This is a genomic window from Novipirellula aureliae (genome assembly GCF_007860185.1).
GTDB lineage: Bacteria > Planctomycetota > Planctomycetia > Pirellulales > Pirellulaceae > Novipirellula_A > Novipirellula_A aureliae.
Map to the genome: position 1 here is coordinate 1,009,747 of NZ_SJPY01000001.1, position 23,284 is coordinate 1,033,030.

Here is a 23,284-nt window from a genome sequence, read left to right on the forward strand (position 1 = left end):
CGTATGAACCAAAGAAGAACCTAACCGATTCGCGATGGATCCTTCCATGCAGTAACGATCGCGACAGTATGCCGCATGTCTTCACCATGCGAAAAACGGCCACGGGCCCTCACCCGAATGACCAGGAGGGATTTCCACAAAGCCAATGCTTTGGCCTAACGATACGAGGTCGCCCGACCCGAGACTCGGAACCGCTGCGACCACCGCATTCTCCTTACCCTGTTCAAAACTGTTTTCAACATGGCGGACTAACCGCATGACGTGAAGCGGCAGTGACTTGCTTGCCGAATCATGTAGTCGAACTTGCGGTGGATGCTCTCGCCAATCGTTTTGACCCGACATCTTAGCCAGTAGAGGGCGTGCGAAGCGTCTCGCTCCGACCGTCGCGCTGACGGGGTTTCCAGGCAAACCTAGGATCAACTTTCCTGCTCTCGTTGCCGCACCTAGGATTGGCTTCCCCGGGCGGATCGGTAATCCATGAAAGACGATCTCGGCACCGAACCCGGGAATGATCTTTGGCACGTAGTCGTAGTCGCCTTGGGAGACCCCGCCGGTCAGAAACACCGCATCGGATTCAGACAAGCATTTTTCTAAACTTTCAGCAAGCGAGAAACGATCATCTCGGCAATGATGATGATCGATAAACCGGACCGAGGCGATCGATCGCAACATCGATTCGATCGCCGCTGCATTACTATTTCTTAGTTGCCACGGCCTAGGCGATTCCTGTTCGAAACGATCAACTTCGTTCCCCGTTGTAATGAGCGACACACGAACTTGGTCAAATACGTTTGCCGAATAGGATCCAAAATTGACCATTGTGGCGATCGAAGCAGGGGTGACAAGCGATCCAGCAGCCAAGACACAGTCATTCGTCTTGGCATTCTCGCCCGCTCGACGAATATGTTCTCCTGGTGAGGCATTCCTAGCCGAGGAGAGAAACTCGATCGAGTGCTCGTGTTCAATCGTATCTTCTCGTTTCACGACCGCTTCACAGCCGTCGGGTACGACGGCCCCGGTAAAGATCCGGAGCACGGCATTGGGAATCATTGGCGGAGGAGCCTCGCCCGCAACACATTCCCCGGCAATCGGAACGGCAGAGCGTGAACCGAAATCGCTCAGACGAATTGCGTAGCCATCCATTGCCGACACGTCCGCAGCTGGACTGTCTCGATCAGCCAACACGTCACTGGCTAATACACGACCTACCAGCTGGTCCGATTCAAGTTGATGAGTTTCACGGCGTAACAAGCGTTCTGCCAGCGCATCGATCGCACGATTGGGATGATTGAAATCCGTCACTTTTGAAGTGTCTCCGCTAAACGCCGGATAAGATCCTGTTTTTCATGCGCGTTTTTGGCCGCGTTTAGTTTCGCTCCCAGGTCGAGCATGAATTGGGCGTAGTCGTTATTCCAATCCCTGACACGTTGGCTGGCGTCGAGTCGCGGTTGTTGAGCGGCCACAGCGGTCGGTTTTGAGCCAGCGATTAACTTGAAGCGTTGGTCAAATTGAGGCAAGAAGATTTTTTCTTTATCGATACCACGTTCATGGAGTTTCTCTCGCATCACGCTACGAACATCGTCTTCCCCATGATTCAAGAACAGTGCGGTCTTGACGGGGCCACGTTCGACGACCCAATCGAGTAACTCTCCTTGATCGGCGTGAGCGGAATAGTTGCCCAGGCGTCGGATCGCCGCTTCGACCTTATATTCTTTGCCATAGATTCGAACCCGTTTCGCACCGCTCGTAATGATCTGCCCCAACGTTCCTGGAGCCTGGTATCCGACAAACAGAACCGTAGAGTTCTTTTTCCAGATATTGTTTTTGAGGTGATGCTTGATTCGACCCGCAGTACACATGCCGCTGGCCGAGATGATGATCGCTCCCTTGGCAACATGGTTGATCGCCTTGCTCTCTTCGACACTTTCGACGATATGGAAGCGTCGATGGCGAAAAATTTTTGCTTCATCAATCTCAATGTCCTCGAGTTCTTTGGAATGCTTGACAAAGACTTCGGTCACCTTTTTCGCCAATGGTGAATCGAGGTAAACATCGCATTCGGGGATAAGTCCTTGGCTGAGCAATACACCGATGTCGTGGAGTAATTCTTGGCTGCGTTCCACGGCGAAGGATGGGATGACAACATTCCCCCCTCGTTTCAGACCGGCTGTCAATTCCTCTTGCAGCATTTCCCGTCGTCGCTCCAGAGTGTAGTCATCGCGGTCTCGATTGCCGTAGGTGCTTTCGCAAACGACGTAATCAAACCCAGCCGGTGCATCGGGTTCAGGATGAAAAGCCTTCTCGTCTGGCCCAAGATCACCGGAGAACAGCATCCGAATTGCTTGGTCTGAATCGGCATCATCAAGACGCACTTCGATCGATGCCGAGCCGAGCAGGTGGCCAGCGTTCCAAAGCCGGCAGCGGATTGAGGGATCCGGCGCAAACCATTGTTCGTACCCAACTTGCTCCAATTGGGCAAGTGTTTGCTCGGCGTCCGCCAAGGTGTAGATCGGCTCGACTAGGTCTTCGCCCTTTTGTCGTAGCTTGCGATTAAGACGTTCCGTGTTGCTTTCTTGAATGTAAGCGGAATCGCGGAGCATGAATTCAAGCAGATCACAGGTGGCTTCCGTCGCATAGATTTTTCCTGAAAATCCAGACCGAACGAGCTTGGGAAGTAAGCCCGAATGATCGATGTGCGCGTGAGTCAGAAGCAAAAAATCGACTTTGGATGCATCGAATGGGAATGGTTGATAATTGAGCGATTGAGTCGTCTTGGTCCCTTGAAACAATCCGCAATCGACAAGAAACCGTTTATCGCCGCTCTCGATATGGGAGCAAGATCCTGTGACGGTGCCGGCAGCACCACAAAAAGTTAATGACGCCATCTTTTAGATTTGCTCTCACGAGGTCCGAGGAAAATGTATGCTAAATGTTGTATCATAATCGACAGCAGAAGTCGCCAAGACTATCGTCGATTCACCTTGTGGACCAAAACGCTTCTCGTTTTTCCGCTCCGAACACGGCACGCGGATTGCACCCGTCTGCTCAACTGGGTTATCTACCATACACAAGATTTTCGCCCCCATTACATCTCCGACTTTCCCAATGCAGCCCACTCACACCCGTTCTGAAAAACGCCACGCAAAACACCACGCACGAAACGATTCGACTCTTGGATTTGACGACACTGGAATGATGACTTCGAGGGTATTGCCGGAAGAACAGGAAGTTCGTCAAAATTTACCGGTCAACATGCGGGCGATCGTGTACCGAGACTACGGTGGTCCTGAAGTGTTGGAGCTTGCCGAAACCAAAACACCTTTTCCCGATCCAAAGAAAGTCATCATCCGAGTCGAAGCGGCGGGAGTCAATCCAATCGACTATCGACTTCGTGCCGGCCAAGCTCGTTATGTATTGCCAGGCGGCTTCCCGAGAATTCCTGGCTATGACGTCGCAGGAACGATCGTGTTTGCCCCCGGCGAAAGCGGTTTCTACCCCGGCGATCGTGTCATGGCATTCTTGGACAATAAGTATGGTGGCGGTTATGCAGAGTACGCACGGTGTCGATCCAATAGTGTCGCCAAAATCCCCGAAGACATGTCTATCGAACACGCGGCGGCAATTCCTTTGGCGGCCACCACGGCACTCCAATCGCTGCGCGATCACGGAAAACTAAAGGCAAAGGATCGAGTGCTGATCAACGGGGCAAGTGGTGGGGTCGGAGCCTTTGCCGTTCAGATTGCCAAAGCCTACGGAGCACTTGTTACAGGAGTCGCGAGCGGTGCCAATGAATCGTTTGTGATGTCACTCGGTGCCGATGAATTCATCGATTACGAAAAAGTCGATTTCACCCGGGCGGGTCAAGCCTGGGATCTGATCTTTGATGCCGCTGGTAAAAGTGGTTACCTCAAAGCTCGCAACGTGATGACCCAAAAGGGCCGCTTCGTTTCAACCGAGCCGAATTTGTCAGGTGCCATCATGACTATTTTAACCAAATTTTCGTCCAAAGGTGGTGTGATCATGTTGGCAACACCTTCACGTGATGATTTGCGCGAACTCGTGCAGCTGTATACTGACGAGAAGCTGACGGTGACGATCGATCATCTCTTCCCACTCGCGCAAGCAAGCGATGCACACAAGCGGATCGAAAAAGGTGTTGACCGAGGAAAAATTGTCCTGACAACCAAGTAGCAGCGTCTCTCCGAGCCGTTGAACGCACGCATCTTTCACACCACCAACAGTAGCAGCGTCTCTCCGAGCCGTTGAACGCACGCATCTTTCACACCACCAACAGTAGCAGCGTCTCTCCGAGCCGCTGAACGCAACGCATCTATCACACCACCAACAGTAGCAGCGTCTCTCCGAGACGTTGAACGCACGCATCTTTCACACCACCAACGGTAGCAGCGTCTCTCCGAGACGTTGAACGCAACGCATCTTTCACACCACCAACAGTAGCAGCGTCTCTCCGAGACGTTGAACGCTATCCCGGATGATTCATGTGATGGCTCGTCATTTGAGTAACTCATTAAAGCGAAAGGGTTTGTGTGAATCCTTGGAGAAACACTCTGCGAATTAGCCATTTTGGCGTTAGCCGACTGCTGATTTCGTCGCGAAACCCATTGCCACTCTTGCTCGACTCTCTCGATGCCTCGGAGCAAGAAGCAACGCAGATCGAACATCACCATGATGACCGCGAACGGTGTTTCGCCGAAATGATGGCGGCGGCTGTACGCGATACTGGACTCATTCTTCTGCATCTTTGCTCGGTGCCGATGACGGGTCGATTCGTGAATATCATCAAAATCACTTCTCGACCGACGTCGCATTGTTTTTAGGCTCGGAGGGCGATACATCATCGCTATGTGTCGCGCTCCGGGCTATTGGTTCGGTTGTCATCCATTCCGGTGGCTTACCGGCCTGTCGATTTAATCGTTTAACGCTTAGCCGAAGGCGTCAGCTTTTTCATAAGCGGTCGCCTATGGCTTGGCGTTAAACAATAAGTCGAGTCAAACCGATTAAATCGACAGGCCGTCACGCCACCGGCAGCGGATGTTTCGGCCTCCGGCCTCGTGCTTTGTCAATCTTTGATTTTGCCTCGTCAGAAGAATTTGTGGGTAAATTTGGGTTCGGGAAGATCGCCAAGGTTGTGATACAACGCAATTTCGTAGGCGTTTTGAGTCCGAAAGCCATAAGGTTTTCTGGTAATCGGTTTTAGTTTGTTGTTAAATCCCTCGACACCTCCTGATGACAAGGCCTCATCGGCTCGCCTTGCTCATCTTTTGCATCACATGAAAGCGGTCGAGAATGTGGGTCGCATTGGCACTTATTGGGCGATGACTTTCAGGTAAGCCTGCCACATATCACTGCAAACAAATTGAGTTTTCGAACAGCGATCTTTACCAAGGAAACGAAAGAAACGAAGCAACGGATTGGCTTCCAAGCGGACGACGGTTATGAGACGCGTCGGGTGAGCCACCTTTGGGCCAGGTCTTCGGATCAGCATACTGGCCATCATCAGTCCATTCTACTTGGAGCAATGCGTTTTCAGGTCTCGCGGAGGTATGCCCAATCTTGAGCTAAATTCTTGCTGAGTCGGCGCAGTCGGCGCATGGAGAATGCAACGACGCTTGCGGAGAGAGAGAGCAGCGGAATAGTAAAAGCGATCGCTGCTCCGAGAGGGCCATAGGCGGGGAACAGCCACGCCATAAAAGTAAACGTCGCCAAAATATGCAACCCCGCCAAAGTCACGAAGATTTGGTTTTTCCCTGTATACAAAAGGCAACTCGACGTGAACGAGCACACCGTCCAGGCACTCGAACCAATCCCGATGATCAGCATCCACCCATAGCCCACCGTATACCTCTCGCCATACAAATTCAATATTGCAGGCCCGCCCAGAAAGATTGTCAGCAGGTAGACCAGGACGACGGCCCAAACGATTCTCCCCCGGCGAGCCATCAGGACTCGCACATGCCGCCAACGGCACCGTTGAAGATGCTCAGCTAGAATCGGTTGGTAGTACTTGTCGGTCGCCTTGCCGATCAGGGAGACTAAACAGCCAAGCTCGAACGCAGGGGCAAGGTGTGCTACATCGCCTGCTGCGTGCGGCAAGTAACTGGCGATTACCAAAGGCGACCGCCAGATCACGATGATCAATAAGTAGTATTGTAAATAGGAAGAGCTGATTTTGATCCATGACCACCATTGTACGAAAAATCTTGCTATCGATTTCTTTTCGACATGCGATTTCGGTTCCGTTGAAGCTTGGTTTAGCACGTTGGATTGCCAAATGGCCAGGGCGGAAACGACGAGCACCGCTACGGAACCTGACAGGTAACAACCAACCGCACCCATAGGCGACAGCAGGTCTTGGTAGATGCAAGTAATCAACAAACCGAACGTTGTCGCAGGCATCACGATCCGAGCAAGAACGACACCGAACAGCGGATGAAGAAAGGCAAACCACATGTCAATCGCAACGGCAGCCAGAGCAATAAGTGGCATTCCCAAAAATGCCAATCGAAGGGTTAGTGGATGCGGCGAATCGAGTAGGCGAATTGCGATCGGGTATCCTACCGCCGCAATCAACGCACTGAAGATGATAACGCTAAATACGGACAAAGCCACGTAGAGACGAACATGATAGGCTTTGCCTTCGCCTCGGTACGCTGGAATGATTCTTAGAGCATACTTCCCAAAGCCGGTTTCACCGAGACTCGAGAGTAAGCTTAAGGTGGCAACCGCTGTAATGTAATGCTCGAATGCGACTGGCGCAAGCGAATTTGCGACGATCATGGTCGCGCCATAACCGAGCAAAACGCCAATGACATTGATCGAGATCAAAATCAAAGGTATGCGAATACCGATTCCGACATGCCGATTCATTCGGACAATTCATTTCTATTGTTGTTTTATGCGATTCAAAAGACGATGCAGGAACCAATATACTTGCAGCAGTGTCAACACAAGCTCAAAACTCGATGAGATAATCAACATAATGCTGTTCTCTGAATCGCAATCCGCACGGAGTGGGCGATGGTTGCAACGCGTATTGTTCATCGGCGACCGAGGAGGCTGGGGGGGATTTGATGTTGTGGACAATGCGCGTTTTACCCGACCCGCCTTTCCCCGAAACAGACGGACAAGCATCTGACGAAAGCGTAGCGAAGATGTCAGTCGTACGTCAAAATCGATCGGCTCGGTAGGGCTCGACGGCTAGATGCGTTGGTTTGCCCGAGATCATTTCACCGATCAGTTTGCCCGTGGCGGGAGCCATGCTGAGGCCTAGCATGTTATGTCCGGCAGCGATGTAGACGTTCGAGAAACTTGGGCACCGATCAATGACGGGAGTGCTATCGTAGGTCATTGGCCGCCATCCACACCAAGTTTCCGAAAACTCGGTCGGCAATTCGCTCTTCAAGTATCTTCGTGCAACTTCGGTGAGCAAGCGTAGGCGTTTCGGATCGATTCTCGAATCGAAACCGATGAACTCCATCATCGAGCCGAGCCTCAGTTCGGATTGCCAGGGGGTGACCGCCACCTTGTGTTCGGGAAAAATCATTGGCGTTTCAGGGCAAACCTGTGGTCGTGGCATCGTCACCGAATAGCCTTTGCCGGGTTGGATCGGAATCTGGTAACGCAAGATTTTTTCTAGCTGGGGCGTCCATGCACCGGTAGCAATGACGAATTCGTCGGCATCGATTGTTTGAGAGGAAAGCAAAACGCGATCAGCGGCACCATCCTGCTCATTGATTCCGGTCAACGCTTGTTGTTCAACAAATTCCACACCACGTTCGAGTAGTGAGTCCCGCCAAGACTCCAGTAATCGATCGGGACGCAAATGGGCATCGTGTTCAAAGTACCAAGCGCCAACGACGTGTTCCCGAAGCGAAGGTTCGAAGTCCAGCAATTCTGCTTTTGTGAATCGCTTCGCCGGTTCGTTGAAATCGCGTCTTAGCAGTTCGTCCGTTGAAGCGTAAGAATCGAATGCTGATTGGTTCTCGTACACGAACATCAATCCTTGGCGGGTCCATTCACAATTCAAATGGAACGAATCGACAAGCTCTTCGTAAAGCTGCATGGCGGAGGTCAGCAGCGGATGGATCGCACGCCCTGACTGGTTGCAATCGTTTGCATTGCAGCGGAGCGAAAACTTGAGTAACCATTTCCAGAGCGATACGTTCAGGCCAGGGCGAATTCGCATCGGCGAGTTCGGCTTCAGCATAGCCTTGAACGTTTTCGTTAGAGCGCCCGGTTCGGCAAGGGGCAATGCGTGGCTTGGGCTGATGTAGCCGCAATTGCCATGCGAGCATCCGCTTCCGATGCGGCTTTTGTCGACGACGGTGACCCTAAATCCACCAAGGTTCAAGTAGTGAGCACAAGCGATTCCGACCACTCCCCCGCCAATGACGACGACGTGCCGTGATTCGGCCAACGGCTCAGATTGCCGAACCGAATCATCCGAATCGGTCATACAGGGATTCCGTAGCAGAATGGGTCTTCAGGGTCAAGAATCAATTGTGCTTCGGCGGTGACCGAAGCGGTGCCGGTGATGCTAGGGACAATCACGCCGCCCGAGTCGGCGACATCGTCAGCTAACGCCGCGCCACCTTGCACTCCCGTATTACCGAGTTTCTTCAGTTCGGATTCCGTCGGCAGTCGATATCGAGCTTCGAAATGGGTGCCGATGATGCTCTCTTGGTGCCAGAGCTTTCCTGGAGCAAGGAGTCCATCGGCAGCCAAGCACGCCAACTTTGCACTCGTCCCGGTACCGCATGGGGACCGGTCCCATTGCCCGCCAGGGCAGAGCACAAAATTGCGTCCATCGGCAGTTGAGGTTTCGGCGAAGACTTCCACATGGTCAATCGTTTTGCCTTGGTGCCCGGTGATTTTCTGTTCGTCCAAGGCATTGCGAATTGCGCGGGTGTAAGTGAGTAAGTCCTCCAGGTGCTGAGGCCGGATTTGATCCGGCTCGCTGCGAACTAAGAAGAACCAGTTTCCGCCCCAGGCGATATCGCCGACCACGCTACCAAAACCAGGGACTTCAACCGCCACTTCTTTGCGATAGCGATAGCTTGGGACGTTTTGAAACGTCACCCGGCGCAAGTCTTCATCGAGCTTGAATCCAATGGTACCGACCGGCGTTTCGATCTTGTGCTGACCGGGATCGATACGACCAAGATGAGCCAAGGTGACTGCGACACCAATGACTCCATGACCACACATGCCTAGCGAGCCAACATTGTTAAAGAACATCACGCCAGCGACGCAATCGGCGACGGAAGGTTTGCAAAGCAACGCACCAACCATCACGTCATTGCCACGAGGTTCATTGACGATGGCGCTGCGAAAATAATCAAACTCATTCTCAAATCGCTGCTGCCGCTGCAACAGGCTCCCTTTACCCAAATCGGGACCGCCCGAAACGACCAGCCGAGTTGGCTCGCCACCAGTGTGAGAATCAAAAACCGAAATACGCTCGAGGCGTGGGGCTATATCTTTCATTTTCGACTAAAAAGGGAGGCAACCAAGTTGATAAAAACTCGCCCCGACCGCAGCCGCCTGCTACAAATCCAAGATGCGAATTGCACCAACAAAAATCAGCAAAAACGAAGCTTAATCGGCATCTGCTGCTCTGTAAATGGAGGTTTGGTTTGTTTCATGGTCGGCTCTTGTGTTTATATTCTGGCAATCGATGGCGGAAAGTTCAAAGATGCGGTGTGGACGAGTCGAGAACCAGGAAACCAAACCGCGTCGTTCGCTTTCTGCTAACGCACGAAGCGAATCGGCAAAACCGGCCGGATAGATCGCCACCAATGGCTGCAATTGCCCGTCCTCTGCACTCATCGCCACGATTAATTCGCCAGGCGATTTCAGCCACTCCTGACGCAGTCGCATCAGGTGTTTTGACGTCAGGTTTGGCATGTCGACGGGCGTTACCAAGCAACCCGCAAAATGCTCGTCCGCAGCACGGGCAACGGCCGCTGCGATACCAGTCGCAGGTCCTCGAAAGGCAACGGGATCGACAATCGTTGGGCAGGTTGCACCCGGCCGAGCGTAACCGGACAAATAGACATCCTGACTCACTTCCTTGGCTCGATCTACGGCATGGTGGAGGAACGTTTTGCCAGTTGGGTGAATCAGTTCCGCTTTGTCGGTGCCCATTCGCGATGAGCGACCGCCACACAGGACGACGCACAAAAGCTTCATGCGATCCCATTGTTCTGTAAAGGATTGGCTTGTCTTTAGCCTTCCCTTTTGCTCGCAATTGGCGGAGGAAGCGGAGTTGCTTTCGGGCGTTATCATGTCGATGGATGCTCCCGAACCGCCTTGATCAATTGGTCAATCGTATAGGGATCGGCTTCCGCATCGACTTGATAGCCCAGCCGTCGCAGTGCCGCTGACGTAATCGGGCTTAAACTCGCTAGCTTGCTCCGTTTCATCGCGGGCCCGAGCATGCGATGCAAACTCTCCGCCGTGGCACTGCTAGCAATCGTTATCCAATCGATTTGCCCCTCGTTGGCCATTTCGAGAATGTCCGGATCGGGATTGGTGACGTCCGAATGGGAATAGGCAATCGTTTCGTCAACGATCGCTCCGTCCTGCTTGAGCCGCTCTTTGAGCAGATCCCTCCCGCGGCTGGCACGGATCAACAGCGTCCGTTTTCCGCCGACCGAATCCGCCAAAGCATCTGCCAACGATTCTGCGCGGAAATCAGGGGGCGTGATATCCGACTGGAGCGAAAACTCTCTGAGCGCCTGTTCGGTTTGTTTTCCTACACATGCGATCGTGCAGTTACCAAGCCTTCGCATGTCGAAGCCCATTTGAAGAAGTCGCTGCAGAAAGAAGCGAACACCATTTTGGCTACTAAAAACGACGAAGTCTTGCTTGGGCAGGTCGATAATCGCCTGGTCCAAGTCGCGGCATTCGGCCAACGGGGCAATTTCAATCGCAGGCTGAATGAGTACGTTTGCACCCAGATCTCGTAGCGAAGCCGCCATCGTTTCAGCCTGATCGGCAGGCCGTGAAACCAGGATCGTTTTCCCGTAGAGAGGCTGTTGCTCCAACCAATTCGGAGTATCGGCCAGTTCGGCAACCGGTCCAATGATGACGATAACAGGGGGGCGGATTTTCGAAGCTGGGGTCATCCGATCGGCTACTTCGTCGAGCCGACATCGAAAAGTCTGCTGGTCTGGATAGCTGCAGCGTCGGACGATTGCCACGGGCGTGTCGGACGGTTTGCCTGCTTTGATCAGCGAATCGGTCCAGATTTTCGCCGTCGTAACCCCCATATAGATGACAAGAGTTCCAGGAAAACAAGCCAAGGCGTCCCAATCAAGCGCCGATTTCGTTTTGCCGGGCTCTTCGTGTCCTGTCACCAAAGCGACCGCCGAAGCGAGCTTTCGATGGGTGATCGGAATGCCCGCGTAGGAGCCTGCCGCCAACGCCGCCGTGATGCCTGGAACGATCTCGTAGGGGATTTTTGCTGCAGAAAGCGCGTCGACCTCTTCCGCAGTGCGAGCAAAAACCGCTGGATCGCCACCTTTTAACCGAGCAACCCGCCTGCCAACGCGAGCGTGGCGGAGCATTTCTTCAATGATCTCATCTTGGTGCCAAATCCTTTGTTGCCCATGCTTGCCAACGCAAATATGCTCTGCATTGGGGGCGTGTTTCAGTAGCTCAACGCTGCTTAACCCGTCATACAGCACCACGTCACTGCCGCTAAGAAGCTCGGCGCCACGCAACGTGATCAGCCCTGGAGCGCCGGGGCCAGCGCCAATCAGGTAGACTTTTCCGTCTTCGTTCCTTTTATTACCATTCATCTGCCCATTTTTGTCTGAAAAGTTGACTATGGACAGATGGCATCGATGTCGGCATAATGTGGGCCACTGAAAACTTTCTAGAACGACAGTTATTGCAGCCACACCGATCCGTACGAATATTCCGAAGCGAAATTAGAACCGAAGATGCCAAATACCCAAAGTGCCAAGAAACGTCTGCGTCAAAGTGAAAAGTTACGTCTACGCAACCGAGCAACGCGAAGCAACATGCGTTCAACACTGCGTAACGTTCGCGAAGCAGTCAAGGAAGGCGATACCGATAAAATGCAAGCGGCATTTCGTTTGGCAGTCAAGAAACTAGACAAAGCAGCCAGCAAAAACATCATTCATCGCAACGCAGCCGCACGGACCAAGAGCCGTTTGAGCAAATTGGTCAAAGCCGCAGGCTGCAAAGCCTAAGGCGAGGAGCGTCGCAGGTTCGCTCAGCTCTCCGAACGGATGGCTCATGCCGATCGGCTCAAACCCGCTTTCCGCTCAAAAAAACTGTGAGTTCGTAGCGAAACTCGGCGAGAGTTTCGGCGATAGGCGAGAGCCACGATTTAGCTTGTTTTTTTGAAAAACACACACGCACTCGGAGAACAGGGCGATCTGGTCGCCCGCAGGAGGGGCTGCGCACCTATTGGTCTCAACCCTCGGATGGGGGCCGCACTGGATTGTACAAGCAACAATCCACTGGACATACGTCATGTCCCGGCCCGAGTTCGCCGAGTGCCGCTCGCTCGCGGTCGCCATGCAACCGTTCTTCGACCAATAAGCGAATCATCTTAATGAACTTTGGCGATACGCCGGCCGTAGCCGCTCGCGCCATTTTGATATTCTTGGCTTTGCAAAGGTCGGCTGCTTCATGGTCGAGATCGTAGACGACCTCCATGTGATCGCTGACAAAGCCGATCGGCACGACAATCAGTGATTCAATCGACTGATTTTCGCTGGCGGCCTCAATGGAATCGCAAACATCTGGCTCGAGCCAAGGTTGATGAGGTGGTCCCGAACGGCTTTGGTAGACAAGGGACCAGTTCTCGATGCCAGCCATCCCGGCTACCAATCGGCAAGTCTCGGTAAGCTGTTTGACATAATCGGAATTATCGGCCATCAACATCGGGACGCTGTGGGCAGTGAACATCACCGTTGCGGAATTCAGGTCGGTATCAATCAACCTTGCGGCGGCTTTGACATTGTCTGACATCGTTTCGATGAACAGCGGGTGATTAAACCCCATCCGTAGTTTTTCGACCACGGGGGAGTCCTTGCCGACTTCCGCTTGGGCCTCGATCAGATTTTCGCGGTACTGGCGGCATCCACTGTTGCAGCTGAACATGCTGGTGAAAAATGCCAATGTTCGCTTGCATCCATCGTCACGCATTTGGCGAAGCGTATCGGCGAAGTAGGGGTCCCAGTTCCGGTTCCCCCAATAGACGGGCAAATCGACCCCGTTCGCTTTGAATTCCTCCTTGATCGCCGCTAGCAGTTGGCGGTTTTGTTCGTTAATCGGGCTGACGCCACCAAACGCCTGGTAGTGCTCTGCAACCTCCAACATCCGCTCGTGTGGAACCGGTTTTCCACGCAGAACGTTTTCCAAGAAGGGGATCACATCATCGGGGCCTTCTGGGCCGCCGAAGGAAACAAGCATGAATGAATCGTAGGCAGGGTCAGGGGATTGCATGAATACAGGCTGTTGAGGGAATAAATTCGAACGAAGACCGTATGGATCTTGTTAATGATCCTTTGCAGCAGGATCTTTAACAAGATCCACTACGGAAATGCTGTCGCGACAGTGTATCATTGCAGCAAGCGAATCGCATCTTCGCTACTCTCCCCAATCGAGACAAAAAACGATACATTCCTCTTTTCTCGACATCTTTGTCCTCTCCAAGTTCGTTCCCAAAAACTCGTTAAAGAAATCGCCATGAAGTCGATGGATAAAATTGTATCGTTGTGCAAACGACGAGGATTCTTGTTTCAATCAAGCGAAATCTACGGTGGTATTCAGGGTTTTTGGGATTACGGCCCGTTGGGTGTTGAGCTGAAGCGCAATTTAAAAGACGCTTGGTGGCACGATATGATTGGCGGGCACAATGAGTTGGTTGTCCCCGAATCTGCGCCAGGTGCCTTTGAAATGGTCGGTCTCGACTGCACGATCATCATGCATCCGCAAGTTTGGAAAGTCAGCGGCCATTACGACCTCTTTCACGACCACATGGTCGATTGTCGCGAAAGCAAGAAGCGGTACCGCTTCGATCAAGTTCGCGGGCGATATGTAACGTATGCCGATCGTGATCAAACCATTTTTGTCACGACGCTTGCTGATATCGAAACGGAGCTCGATGAGGTTCGTCGCCGCGGCATGAAATTCTTCAAACTACGGAACAAAGACGCTGATAAAATCACGATTGGCGATGAGTCGATCACAATCGACAAGCTCGATTCGACAAAAGAGGTTTTGGCGCCCGATGCAAAGAACCTTGACACGTTGACCGAGCCGCGTGAATTCAACTTAATGTTTAAGACGACGCTCGGGGCTTTGGGGGGCGACGAGGACACGACGTTTTTACGTCCTGAAACCGCGCAGGGGATTTTTGTCAATTTCAAAAATGTGGTTGACAGCAGTCGTGTGAAATTGCCGTTTGGTATTGGCCAAGTCGGAAAAAGCTTCCGCAACGAGATCACTCCACGGAACTTCACGTTCCGATCGCGTGAGTTCGAGCAGATGGAAATCGAATTCTTTTGCCATCCGGATCAATCCCAACAATGGTATCGATATTGGCGTGATCGCAGGTTGGATTGGTACACGAATCTTGGGCTATCGAGCGAGTCGCTGATCATGCGCGAGCATCATCAGGAGGAATTGGCTCACTACAGTGTCGGGACGGCGGACATTGAATATGCGTTTCCATTTTTGCCCGAAGGCGAATATGGCGAGCTTGAGGGGATCGCCCACCGAGGCGACTTTGATCTCCGCAGCCACATGGAAGGCAAACTCAATCCCGCGACCCAGCCGATGCAGGTCGAGCTTGGGGAAAATGGCAAGCCAAAGTATCGCGGCAGCGGTCGCGACATGAGCTACCGTGACGAGGCGACCAACGAAAAGTATATCCCACATGTCATCGAACCCTCTGCGGGGGCTGACCGGGCAGTCTTGGCGTTTCTTTGTGAAGCGTTTACCGAAGACGAAGCTCCCGATGAGAACGGTAAAATGCAAACGCGGACGGTGATGAAGCTGCATCCACGCCTTGCTCCGATCAAAGCGGCTGTCTTCCCGCTGGTCAAGAAGGACGGGATGCCCGAAATTGCTCAAGAAATCTACGGCGAGCTCAAGAAGCACATGAACGTCTTTTACGACGAAAAGGGAGCCGTCGGACGCCGTTATCGTCGCCAAGACGAAGCGGGAACTCCGTTTTGCATTACCGTCGACACCAATTCGTTGGAGGACAAGACGGTTACCATTCGTGACCGTGACACGCTCGAGCAATGGCGAGTCAAGATCGACGACGTCGTCAGCGATCTCTCCAGCCGGATCATGGCATGATGGGGCCAATGCCAATTGCAAAATGAAACAAAAGTGGCTCCCTTGATAGGCATATTTCAAGTTGATTGTTCCATCTGTCGATTGGCAATCTTTTTCAACCTCCCACTTACGACCTCCCGTAAACATGAATCCATTATCCCGTGGCCCGTTTCCCGCGACACGAATGCGGCGCGTCCGCCGAGTTGAATGGTCGCGGCGAATGGTGGCCGAACATCGCTTGAGTACCAATGACTTGATTTGGCCTGTCTTCGTTTTCGATGGCAACGGACGCACGCCGATCCCCAGTATGCCAGGTGTCGATCGGCTAGGAGGTGACCAAATCGAATCGATGGCGGAAATGGCCGTTAGCCTTGGTATCCCGGCGATCGCCTTGTTCCCTGCGACACCGTCTGAACTGAAAACAGAGGATGCCGCGGAAGCGATCAATCCTGGAAACTTGATTTGTCGAAGTGTCCGCAAAGTCAAGGAAGCGGTTGGCGATTCGCTCGGCGTCATATGCGATGTCGCCCTCGATCCTTATAGCAGCACCGGACATGATGGTTTGATACGTGATAACTATGTCGTTAACGATGAAACCGTCGAGGTATTGGCCAAGCAAGCGATCGTGCAAGCGGAAGCCGGATGTGACATTATCGCTCCGAGCGACATGATGGATGGGCGCATTGGCGTGATTCGCGATGCTCTCGACCGTGCCAATTTCAGTCATGTCCAAATCATGTCGTACGCGGCGAAATACGCCAGTGCATTTTATGGACCCTTTCGTGACGCAGTCGGTTCGTCGGGGAACCTTGGCGGTGCTTCGAAGAGTACCTATCAACAAGCTCCGAGCCAAAGTGACGAAGCGCTTCACGAAGTGGCTCTCGATTTGGCGGAGGGAGCCGACAGTGTGATGGTCAAACCGGGGATGCCATACCTCGATATCATCCAGCGGGTGAAGACGACGTTCGGTGTGCCCACATTCGCCTATCAAGTCAGCGGCGAGTACGCGATGCTGGCTGCTGCATCGGAGCAAGGTTGGCTCGACCGCGAACGCGTGGTGATGGAAAGTCTGCTGGGATTCAAGCGTGCTGGGGCGGATGGAATCCTCACCTATTTTGCTCCCGACGCGGCGAAGTGGTTAGGGCAATAGACCGATCTGGCGTGGCGTAGGCTTCCAGCCTGCGATCGTGATCAAACGCAGACTGGAAGCCTACGCCACTCGGGCCGTTTGGAAATCGAAATCGACAATCTCTTTGGCACGGCGCGTGCCAAGGCCCTACGCTGGCTTAAAAACCTCGATCTTTCGAGACGCGATGACTCCCGCTTGTGCCGCTCGCCGCGACAATTCATCGAGCGCTAATCGCCCTTCCGCCCCGAGATCGATTGTCCAATCGTTGACATAAAGATCAACGTGCTGCATCAGTACGCAATCGTCAAACTCTTGAGCGTACTCTCGCATCGTCGGCAACGCTGACTCCGGTGTTTGACGCGCGTATTCAATCGACGATTGAATTACCTGCTGTATTCTTGAAAGCACGTCGAAGGGAAGTGTCCTGCGAGCGACCATGCCACCGAGCGGCAGCGGAGCATGGGTCTTGGCTTCCCAAAGGACGCCGAGATCTTCGACAAGTCCAAGTCCTTGTTGCTGCCAGGTAAAGCGGCCTTCGTGAATACAGACTCCATAGTCGGCCTCGCCACGAAGTAGTTTCGGCATGATATCCGAAAACACACCGTGCTGAATTTCCGCCGTACCGCCATGGAAAATTTTGAACAATAGCGTCGCTGTTGTCTGTTCGCCTGGACATAAAACAACCTGCTTGTCTGCGGCCGAGCGCTCACAGCTCGGCGGCTTGGTATTGTCCGCTGATGCAGAAAGTAGCAATGGACCGACTCCGAAACCCAGCGCTGATCCGCTGGGCAGCACAACGGTTTGGTCCGCCAACAACAGCGCCGCGTGGAAACTGGTCTTGGCAACATCGAACTCGCCACGAAACAAGCCTTCGTTTAACTCTTGAATGTCGAGCAACCGAACTTCAAAATCGAGACCTCGCCAGCTTACAAGTCGATGCATCAGAGCATGGAAAGCGAACGTGTCATTGGGGCAAGTTGAAATCGCGAGTTGGATCTTGCAAGGATTTGATTTCATGTTTTCGCTGCCAGGGGGGCGATGGAATGAATCCCGTTGGCTATGTTTTGGGGCTTCGTCACTAAGGGAAACAGGCAGCAAACGACGAGCTGCCACAAACGCAAACTACCGGAGGTGTTCTAGCAGCATTGCCGCCACCGAATGAAGGGCCGCTTCGATTTGCCACATGGAATGGTCGCGGTTACCGGCTTGGTTTGATATTCCGCGAAAGATCTCCAGTGGCTTACCCGCAATCTGGCAGGCCGCGGCAACCGCAAACCCTTCCATATCCTCAGCGACCGCAGCTGAGTGACGGGTCGATCGGTAATGAGATTCTTCGAGTGAACTTGAGGCCGCTGCGACACTCAACAGTTGCCGATTTGTGTCGGTAGCGAATGTGATGCGGTCGGCAATCCATACGCCTGTGTCGTCGTCGTGATAGTGGTTCCATCCTGCGTCACCCGCCGATTGATGATCGCGTCCGATTCCAATGCCGATTCCGTCGCAAGCCACTTGCCCGAATCGATAGGCTGATCCGATCGCGCATTCGCTCGCCAAGGTTCCTGCGATACCAGCTAAGATCACTTGTTGGGGATCATGTTCAGCGATTAGCTGAGCCGTTCGAGCCGCTGCCGCGATAAGCCCAAACCCACACCGCTCCGTCCGATCGAGTGATCGGGAAACGGGTTCGACGAGTAGCGGATCAAGGATTCGATACTCGAGCTCACTGGGAATCAAGATGAGGTTACGCAAGTCTTTAAAACCCTCGTTGAAGTCCAGGCGTGATATCGAGGCTGAGCGATGCAAATTCACCACGGCGAATTTTCTCTAGTGCAATCGCGCCCATCACCGCATTGTCGGTACACAAATCGGGTGGTGCAACCGAAAGACGAAACCGATCTTCTGACGCAGCCTCTTGCAAACGTTCACGCAAATACAGGTTCGCTGCGACCCCGCCGCCCACGATCAATTGATCACATGCGTACTGTTTGACCGCACGCCTGCATTTCCGCACAATCACATCGACCACGGCTGCTTCGAAGGATGCACACACGTCCGCCTTCACCGTGTCGCTAAGCTCGAGCCTGGAAAAATCTTGTTGTCCTGGCCCGACGATCGCGTAGCGTACCGCAGTCTTCAATCCACTGAAGCTGAAATTGAAATGCTCCTCGTGGATCATCGATCGAGGAAAGGAGTAGGCATGACGGTTGCCCTGGGCTGCCATTTGGGAAACCGCCGGACCGCCCGGGAAGCCGAGGCTCAACATCGCTGCGACTTTATCAAACGCCTCGCCTGCGGCGTCATCAATCGTGCCCCCAAGGTAGTCTAGATCGAGGGGGCTGGTGCAATGATACAGCGACGTATGGCCGCCGCTGACGACCAAGCCGATACAGGGGTAGATCGAACCGGAATGTCCAGGTGATTGTCGGTCGGATGATTGCAGGGCACTTAATTGGCAGGCATACAAGTGAGCGTGCAAGTGATTGATCGCAACGAGCGGTTTTTGCCAAGCGATCGCCAGTGTCTTGGCGGCGATCACCCCGACGAGCAGCGAACCTGCCAAACCGGGGCGATCGGCAACGGCAATCGCATCCAATTCCGAGGGTGACACGCCCGATTCAGAAATGGCCGTATCGACAACCGGCAGGATCCGCTCCAAATGAGCGCGGGCGGCAATCTCGGGGACAACGCCTCCGAATCGCTCGTGCAACGCTTCTTGGGTCGCAATGCACTCGCCGAGCACTTGGCAGTCATCACCGATCACCGCTGCAGCGGTTTCGTCGCAAGTCGATTCGATTGTTAGAATGGGCAAAGGGAGTTGGGAGTTGGGAGTTGGGAGTTGGGAGTTGGGAGTTGGGAGTTGGGAGTTGGGAGTTGGGAGTTGGCTACCATACTGGTTAGCCTTGATTGCGGCAAATGGCCCCGAGCATTCTGTCCAACCGCGTGCCAAGAGGCCTCACGTCTCAATCCGCGATGATGAGGACCCAATGACGAGGAACAAACCCAAAACCGATGCCTTGAAATATATCGGGCGAGTCGCTATCCTGCGGAGCCTCGAAAACAACTCAAGCGGCAATATGCGGCGAAAATCTAGCAAAAAACTCATAAAGGGATCTTAAATGGCACATAAAAAAGGGCAAGGTTCGAGCCGTAATGGTCGCGATTCGAATGCACAACGCCGAGGCGTGAAGAAATTTGGTGGCGAAGCCGTTCGTGCTGGCAACATTCTCATCCGCCAGGTTGGCACTAAGTGGCACCCCGGAAAGGGGGTGGGTCAAGGCAACGACTACACCCTTTACGCACTCGTTGATGGCAAAGTCATGTTCGACCGCGAAGGGCGACGGATTAACGTCGTTTCAGCGTAACGATCGATCTCCCAGAGGATCTTTTACGAGATTCACGATAAAACCCCAGTTGCACCGTTCGTGCGATTGGGTTTTTTCATGCGCCCTACTCGAAATCGCCTCCCTCAGGCATAATTGTGCGCCACTTTTAAAAACGAATAACACGCCCAAAAATCGACTGGAAAATAGGTAAAGCGAAGATGGACAACAAAATTGAAACGCTCGGCGTCACGTTTGATGACGTCCTCCTGCTGCCGCGTTACAGCGAGGTTGTTCCCAACGAGGTCGATGTGACGTCCAATTTGACCAATCGCATCACACTGCAAATCCCCCTGCTTTCCTCGCCGATGGACACGGTCACCGAATCGGAGATGGCAATCGCGCTAGCAAAAGAGGGCGGAATTGGAATTGTTCATAAAAATTTATCGCCCAAGGCTCAGACGCAGCAGGTATTGAAAGTCAAGCGTTCGGCGAACGGCATTATCGTCGATCCGGTGACTTTGCCACCCGAGGAAAAAGTGGGCCGGGCTGCGGAATTAATGGACCAGGCCAACGTTTCGGGCATACCGATTGTCCAGCCTGACCGCACCTTAGCTGGGATCCTGACCCGCCGCGACCTGCGGTTCCTAGAGGACCCAAATCTCCCAGTTTCCGAGGTAATGACTCGCGAGAACTTAGTGACGGCGGTAGGAAATGTGACGCTTGAGGAAGCTGAGAAGATTTTAACGGCAAAAAGGATCGAGAAACTTCTCCTGATTGACGAAGATAGAAGACTGACGGGGTTAATAACGATTCGTGACATCGACATGATGAAACGATTTCCTCGTGCTTGCAAAGACCCGCAGGGTCGATTGCGAGTCGGAGCGGCCATCGGAGTTGGCGATTTTGATCGAGCGGAAAGCTTGATTCGTCAAGGCGTCGATTTGTTGGTTGTCGATTCGGCTCACGGGCACAGCAAGAATGTGATCGAAACCGTCCGAGAGATTAAGCATCAGAAAGGTTGGGACATTGACGTCGTGGCAGGGAATGTGGCCACGGGCGAAGCGACTCGCGAATTGATTGAAGCGGGTGCGGATGCAGTGAAAGTTGGCATCGGCCCTGGTTCGATTTGCACGACACGAGTCATTAGTGGCGTCGGCGTTCCACAGATAACAGCGATTTTGGAAGCGGTGAAAGTCGCCCAAGATCGAAACATTCCTATCATCGCAGACGGCGGCATTCGCTTCAGCGGTGATATTACCAAGGCGATCGCAGCGGGGGCGAGCACGGTGATGATCGGCAGTTTGTTTGCCGGTTTGACCGAAAGCCCTGGAAAGCTGATTTTGTACCAAGGCAGGACGTTCAAGTCGTACCGCGGTATGGGATCGGTCGGGGCGATGGGAGAAGGAAGTAGTGATCGGTATCGGCAAAAAGGCACCCCAACGGACAAGCTTGTCCCCGAAGGTGTCGAAGGCCGCGTGCCGTTCAAAGGTCCACTTAGCGATTACGTCTACCAGTTGGTCGGCGGATTGCGAGCGGGCATGGGTTACGTTGGAACACGGACGATTGAAGAGCTACGTCGGGACGCCCGTTTCATACGCGTTTCGGCTGCCACGGTTAGGGAGAACCATCCGCATGACATTGCGATCACTCAAGAGTCACCGAATTACAGTCCCGATGTACCATCGGGCGAAACGCTTTAGCTTGGTTTGTACGATCTTCGCTGCGAGCTCTGCTACCCTAGCGATGCCGACGGTTGCACCTGCTCAGCAGAGTTACGCTCAGCAGGGTTACGCTCAGCAGAGTTACGCTCAGCAGGGATTTTCCCAACCTCAGCCGGGAACCCTTCGTCCGGTTCCACAAATGGGGCACGAGCAACCAAGTCGAACCGCTGAAAATCGAACGCACGATCCTCAGCGGGACGGTTGGGACCTGAAGTGGCGTAAGAGTTCAAGCGTCACGCCACCGGCAAGTCGCGAATCGGTAGAGCAGCGGTTCGCTCAGGAGGACCCATTCGCAGAAGATTCCCGTCTGCGAGCACAGCCATCAACGGCTCCACAAATTGTCGCCCACGGAACCATGCAAGTCGGTCATCTCCAAGTCGCTGCATCGGAGCCCGACTTGGCTCGGTTGAATTCGCATGCCAGCAACCGTACCGCAAAGACGGCACTCGTCGCTTACCCTCAGGCGGATGGTGGCTTCCAGTTGCCTGCACCCAACCCATCGGCACCGCAGCAAGCTGCTCCCGTGCAAGCGGAAACGCCCGACTTTTTCGAAAATCCGTTTGGAAGTGTTGATCAAGCGACGCCATCGCAGCCTGCCGCACCTCGATCAACGGACGGTGGAGCGAATAATGGGCTTCGCAGCGTGGAGCCGATTGAGCCGTTGCCGCCCCCTTCTTCGCCTGCGTTAAACAGTCCACCCGATCATTCGTTTAGCAAACCTTACGACGGTCCTTCGCTTGGCGACATGCTGCGAGAAGACCCGCCAAAAGCCGAAGAGCCACCACGCCGAGATTTCGACGAGAGCGTCGAGTCGCTTCCCGATCCACGTGGCGAGCGAGTCGAATCGCCATCGGATCGCCCGGGGCCATTTGAAAACCCGTTCAACCGGGATCGCGATGCAGAGGTATCCGAACATGAACGTGTCGAATCGTTGAGTGAGGATTCGATCGGTGATTACCGTGGCGGTCAAGACGAGCTCAAAAAGGATCTTGGATTGACGTGCGAAGAATTTCGCAATCGGATCGCCAGCCAAACCATTGACAAAGTATCGCTTGACATTAGCCCACCGTTCCGGCCAGACGTGATTAGCGAAACCGAATACGAGAAGCTGAAAAGCAAATTCGATGAAAACCAAGACGATCGCCAATGGCGTTCGATCGAAGGTCGCCCGTTGGCAGCGGGCCGCTTGGTCGATTTGGCCTATGAAAAGGCTGTTATCGAAACCGCTTACGGAACGACCGAAGAATTGTCGATCAATCGCCTTAGCGAACCCGACTTGGCATACATTTCCGAAAATTGGGGACTCCCCAAAGAATGCTTGGTCGAACAAGTGGCCTACACGCCTCGCCGTTGGCAAAAGACAACGATGACTTGGAAGGCTTCGAACCTGTGTCACAAGCCGTTGTACTTCGAAGACGTCAATTTGGAACGCTACGGACACACTCGCGGTCCTCTGTGGCAGCCAGTTGTTTCGTCGGCTCACTTCTTTGCCAACATCGCTGTTCTGCCATACAAGATGGGCGTCCACACACCGGGTGAATGCCAGTATGCCCTCGGATATTACCGACCTGGCAATTGTGCTCCCTGGATCAAGCCACCTGTACCAATCAGTTTAAGAGGCGGCTTGACACAAGCCGCCGTGATGACCGGGGCGTTTTGGTTGATTCCGTAGTGCGACTTTGCTGCAAGGTCGCGATCCGCTCTCCGAGCTGATCGCGGCCACCGATTGACGCAGGTATAACTCTTGTGCTCTCGATCCCCTA

Annotated in this window: 19 protein-coding genes and 1 pseudogene; 8 read left to right on the forward strand and 12 right to left on the reverse strand. The window is 53.5% G+C overall.

Going from position 1 to position 23,284, the window contains the following annotated elements; genetic code table 11:
- Positions 1–81 precede the first annotated feature (81 nt).
- Positions 82–1,302, reverse strand: coding sequence for a molybdopterin molybdotransferase MoeA (locus Q31b_RS03780; protein WP_146598282.1), 1,221 nt, complete (start codon positions 1,300–1,302; stop codon positions 82–84).
- A complete protein-coding gene (locus Q31b_RS03785) occupies positions 1,299–2,885 on the reverse strand; it encodes an MBL fold metallo-hydrolase (RefSeq protein WP_146598283.1) in 1,587 nt (528 codons plus the stop codon). The genes Q31b_RS03780 and Q31b_RS03785 overlap by 4 nt, the downstream gene beginning before the upstream one ends.
- Before the next feature lie 307 nt (positions 2,886–3,192).
- Between Q31b_RS03785 and Q31b_RS03790 the strand changes: the two genes are divergently transcribed.
- Positions 3,193–4,191 carry an NAD(P)-dependent alcohol dehydrogenase gene (locus tag Q31b_RS03790; protein ID WP_231617279.1) on the forward strand — a complete coding sequence of 333 codons (999 nt, stop codon included), beginning with the start codon at positions 3,193–3,195 and terminating at the stop codon, positions 4,189–4,191.
- Positions 4,192–4,547: 356 nt separating this feature from the next.
- Positions 4,548–4,838: a hypothetical protein gene (locus Q31b_RS03795; RefSeq protein ID WP_146598284.1), complete on the forward strand. Its 291-nt coding sequence runs from the start codon at positions 4,548–4,550 to the stop codon at positions 4,836–4,838.
- Between the two features lie 263 nt (positions 4,839–5,101).
- Here the strand turns inward: Q31b_RS03795 and Q31b_RS28855 are convergent.
- From Q31b_RS28855 to cobA, 6 genes and pseudogenes are all read right to left on the reverse strand, one after another.
- Positions 5,102–5,428 (reverse strand): annotated as a pseudogene (locus tag Q31b_RS28855) (transposase); the annotation flags it as partial.
- 119 nt (positions 5,429–5,547) lie between these two features.
- On the reverse strand, positions 5,548–6,888 hold the full coding sequence (locus Q31b_RS03805; protein WP_146598286.1) for a lipopolysaccharide biosynthesis protein: 1,341 nt from the start codon (positions 6,886–6,888) through the stop codon (positions 5,548–5,550).
- A gap of 298 nt (positions 6,889–7,186) precedes the next feature.
- Positions 7,187–8,476: an NAD(P)/FAD-dependent oxidoreductase gene (locus Q31b_RS03810; RefSeq protein ID WP_146598287.1), complete on the reverse strand. Its 1,290-nt coding sequence runs from the start codon at positions 8,474–8,476 to the stop codon at positions 7,187–7,189.
- Positions 8,473–9,507: a proline racemase family protein gene (locus tag Q31b_RS03815; RefSeq protein WP_146598288.1), complete on the reverse strand. Its 1,035-nt coding sequence runs from the start codon at positions 9,505–9,507 to the stop codon at positions 8,473–8,475. Before Q31b_RS03815 ends, Q31b_RS03810 begins: the two co-directional genes overlap by 4 nt.
- Positions 9,508–9,618: 111 nt before the next feature.
- Positions 9,619–10,212, reverse strand: coding sequence for a molybdenum cofactor guanylyltransferase (locus Q31b_RS03820; RefSeq protein ID WP_197170864.1), 594 nt, complete (start codon positions 10,210–10,212; stop codon positions 9,619–9,621).
- A gap of 92 nt (positions 10,213–10,304) precedes the next feature.
- Positions 10,305–11,825: a uroporphyrinogen-III C-methyltransferase gene (gene cobA / locus Q31b_RS03825; protein WP_146598290.1), complete on the reverse strand. Its 1,521-nt coding sequence runs from the start codon at positions 11,823–11,825 to the stop codon at positions 10,305–10,307.
- 144 nt (positions 11,826–11,969) lie between these two features.
- On the opposite strand from cobA, the gene rpsT reads away from it, so the two are divergent.
- On the forward strand, positions 11,970–12,242 hold the full coding sequence (gene rpsT / locus Q31b_RS03830; protein ID WP_146598291.1) for a 30S ribosomal protein S20: 273 nt from the start codon (positions 11,970–11,972) through the stop codon (positions 12,240–12,242).
- Between the two features lie 226 nt (positions 12,243–12,468).
- Here rpsT and Q31b_RS03835 read toward each other — a convergent pair whose 3' ends face one another.
- A complete protein-coding gene (locus tag Q31b_RS03835) occupies positions 12,469–13,506 on the reverse strand; it encodes a ferrochelatase (RefSeq protein WP_146598292.1) in 1,038 nt (345 codons plus the stop codon).
- Positions 13,507–13,758: 252 nt separating this feature from the next.
- On the opposite strand from Q31b_RS03835, the gene Q31b_RS03840 reads away from it, so the two are divergent.
- Both Q31b_RS03840 and hemB read left to right on the forward strand, forming a co-directional pair.
- Positions 13,759–15,369 (forward strand): glycine--tRNA ligase, encoded by a 1,611-nt coding sequence (locus tag Q31b_RS03840; RefSeq protein ID WP_146598751.1) that lies wholly within the window; start codon positions 13,759–13,761, stop codon positions 15,367–15,369.
- A gap of 124 nt (positions 15,370–15,493) precedes the next feature.
- Positions 15,494–16,498, forward strand: a complete 1,005-nt coding sequence (hemB, locus tag Q31b_RS03845) for a porphobilinogen synthase (RefSeq protein ID WP_231617280.1) — start codon at positions 15,494–15,496, stop codon at positions 16,496–16,498.
- A 126-nt stretch (positions 16,499–16,624) separates the two neighbouring features.
- Here hemB and Q31b_RS03850 read toward each other — a convergent pair whose 3' ends face one another.
- From Q31b_RS03850 to tsaD, 3 genes are all read right to left on the reverse strand, one after another.
- Entirely contained in the window at positions 16,625–17,494 is an 870-nt protein-coding gene (locus Q31b_RS03850) for a 1,4-dihydroxy-6-naphthoate synthase (protein ID WP_146598293.1), read from the reverse strand.
- A gap of 105 nt (positions 17,495–17,599) precedes the next feature.
- Positions 17,600–18,226 carry a futalosine hydrolase gene (locus Q31b_RS03855; RefSeq protein ID WP_197170866.1) on the reverse strand — a complete coding sequence of 209 codons (627 nt, stop codon included), beginning with the start codon at positions 18,224–18,226 and terminating at the stop codon, positions 17,600–17,602.
- Positions 18,227–18,230: 4 nt separating this feature from the next.
- On the reverse strand, positions 18,231–19,286 hold the full coding sequence (tsaD, locus tag Q31b_RS03860) for a tRNA (adenosine(37)-N6)-threonylcarbamoyltransferase complex transferase subunit TsaD (protein WP_146598753.1): 1,056 nt from the start codon (positions 19,284–19,286) through the stop codon (positions 18,231–18,233).
- A gap of 307 nt (positions 19,287–19,593) precedes the next feature.
- Between tsaD and rpmA the strand changes: the two genes are divergently transcribed.
- The 3 genes from rpmA to Q31b_RS27860 all read left to right on the forward strand — a co-directional run bounded on the left by rpmA (position 19,594) and on the right by Q31b_RS27860 (position 23,193).
- On the forward strand, positions 19,594–19,839 hold the full coding sequence (gene rpmA, locus Q31b_RS03865; protein WP_146598295.1) for a 50S ribosomal protein L27: 246 nt from the start codon (positions 19,594–19,596) through the stop codon (positions 19,837–19,839).
- Between the two features lie 179 nt (positions 19,840–20,018).
- Positions 20,019–21,500, forward strand: coding sequence for an IMP dehydrogenase (guaB, locus tag Q31b_RS03870; RefSeq protein ID WP_146598296.1), 1,482 nt, complete (start codon positions 20,019–20,021; stop codon positions 21,498–21,500).
- Positions 21,433–23,193: a hypothetical protein gene (locus tag Q31b_RS27860; protein WP_197170868.1), complete on the forward strand. Its 1,761-nt coding sequence runs from the start codon at positions 21,433–21,435 to the stop codon at positions 23,191–23,193. The genes guaB and Q31b_RS27860 overlap by 68 nt, the downstream gene beginning before the upstream one ends.
- Positions 23,194–23,284 lie beyond the last annotated feature (91 nt).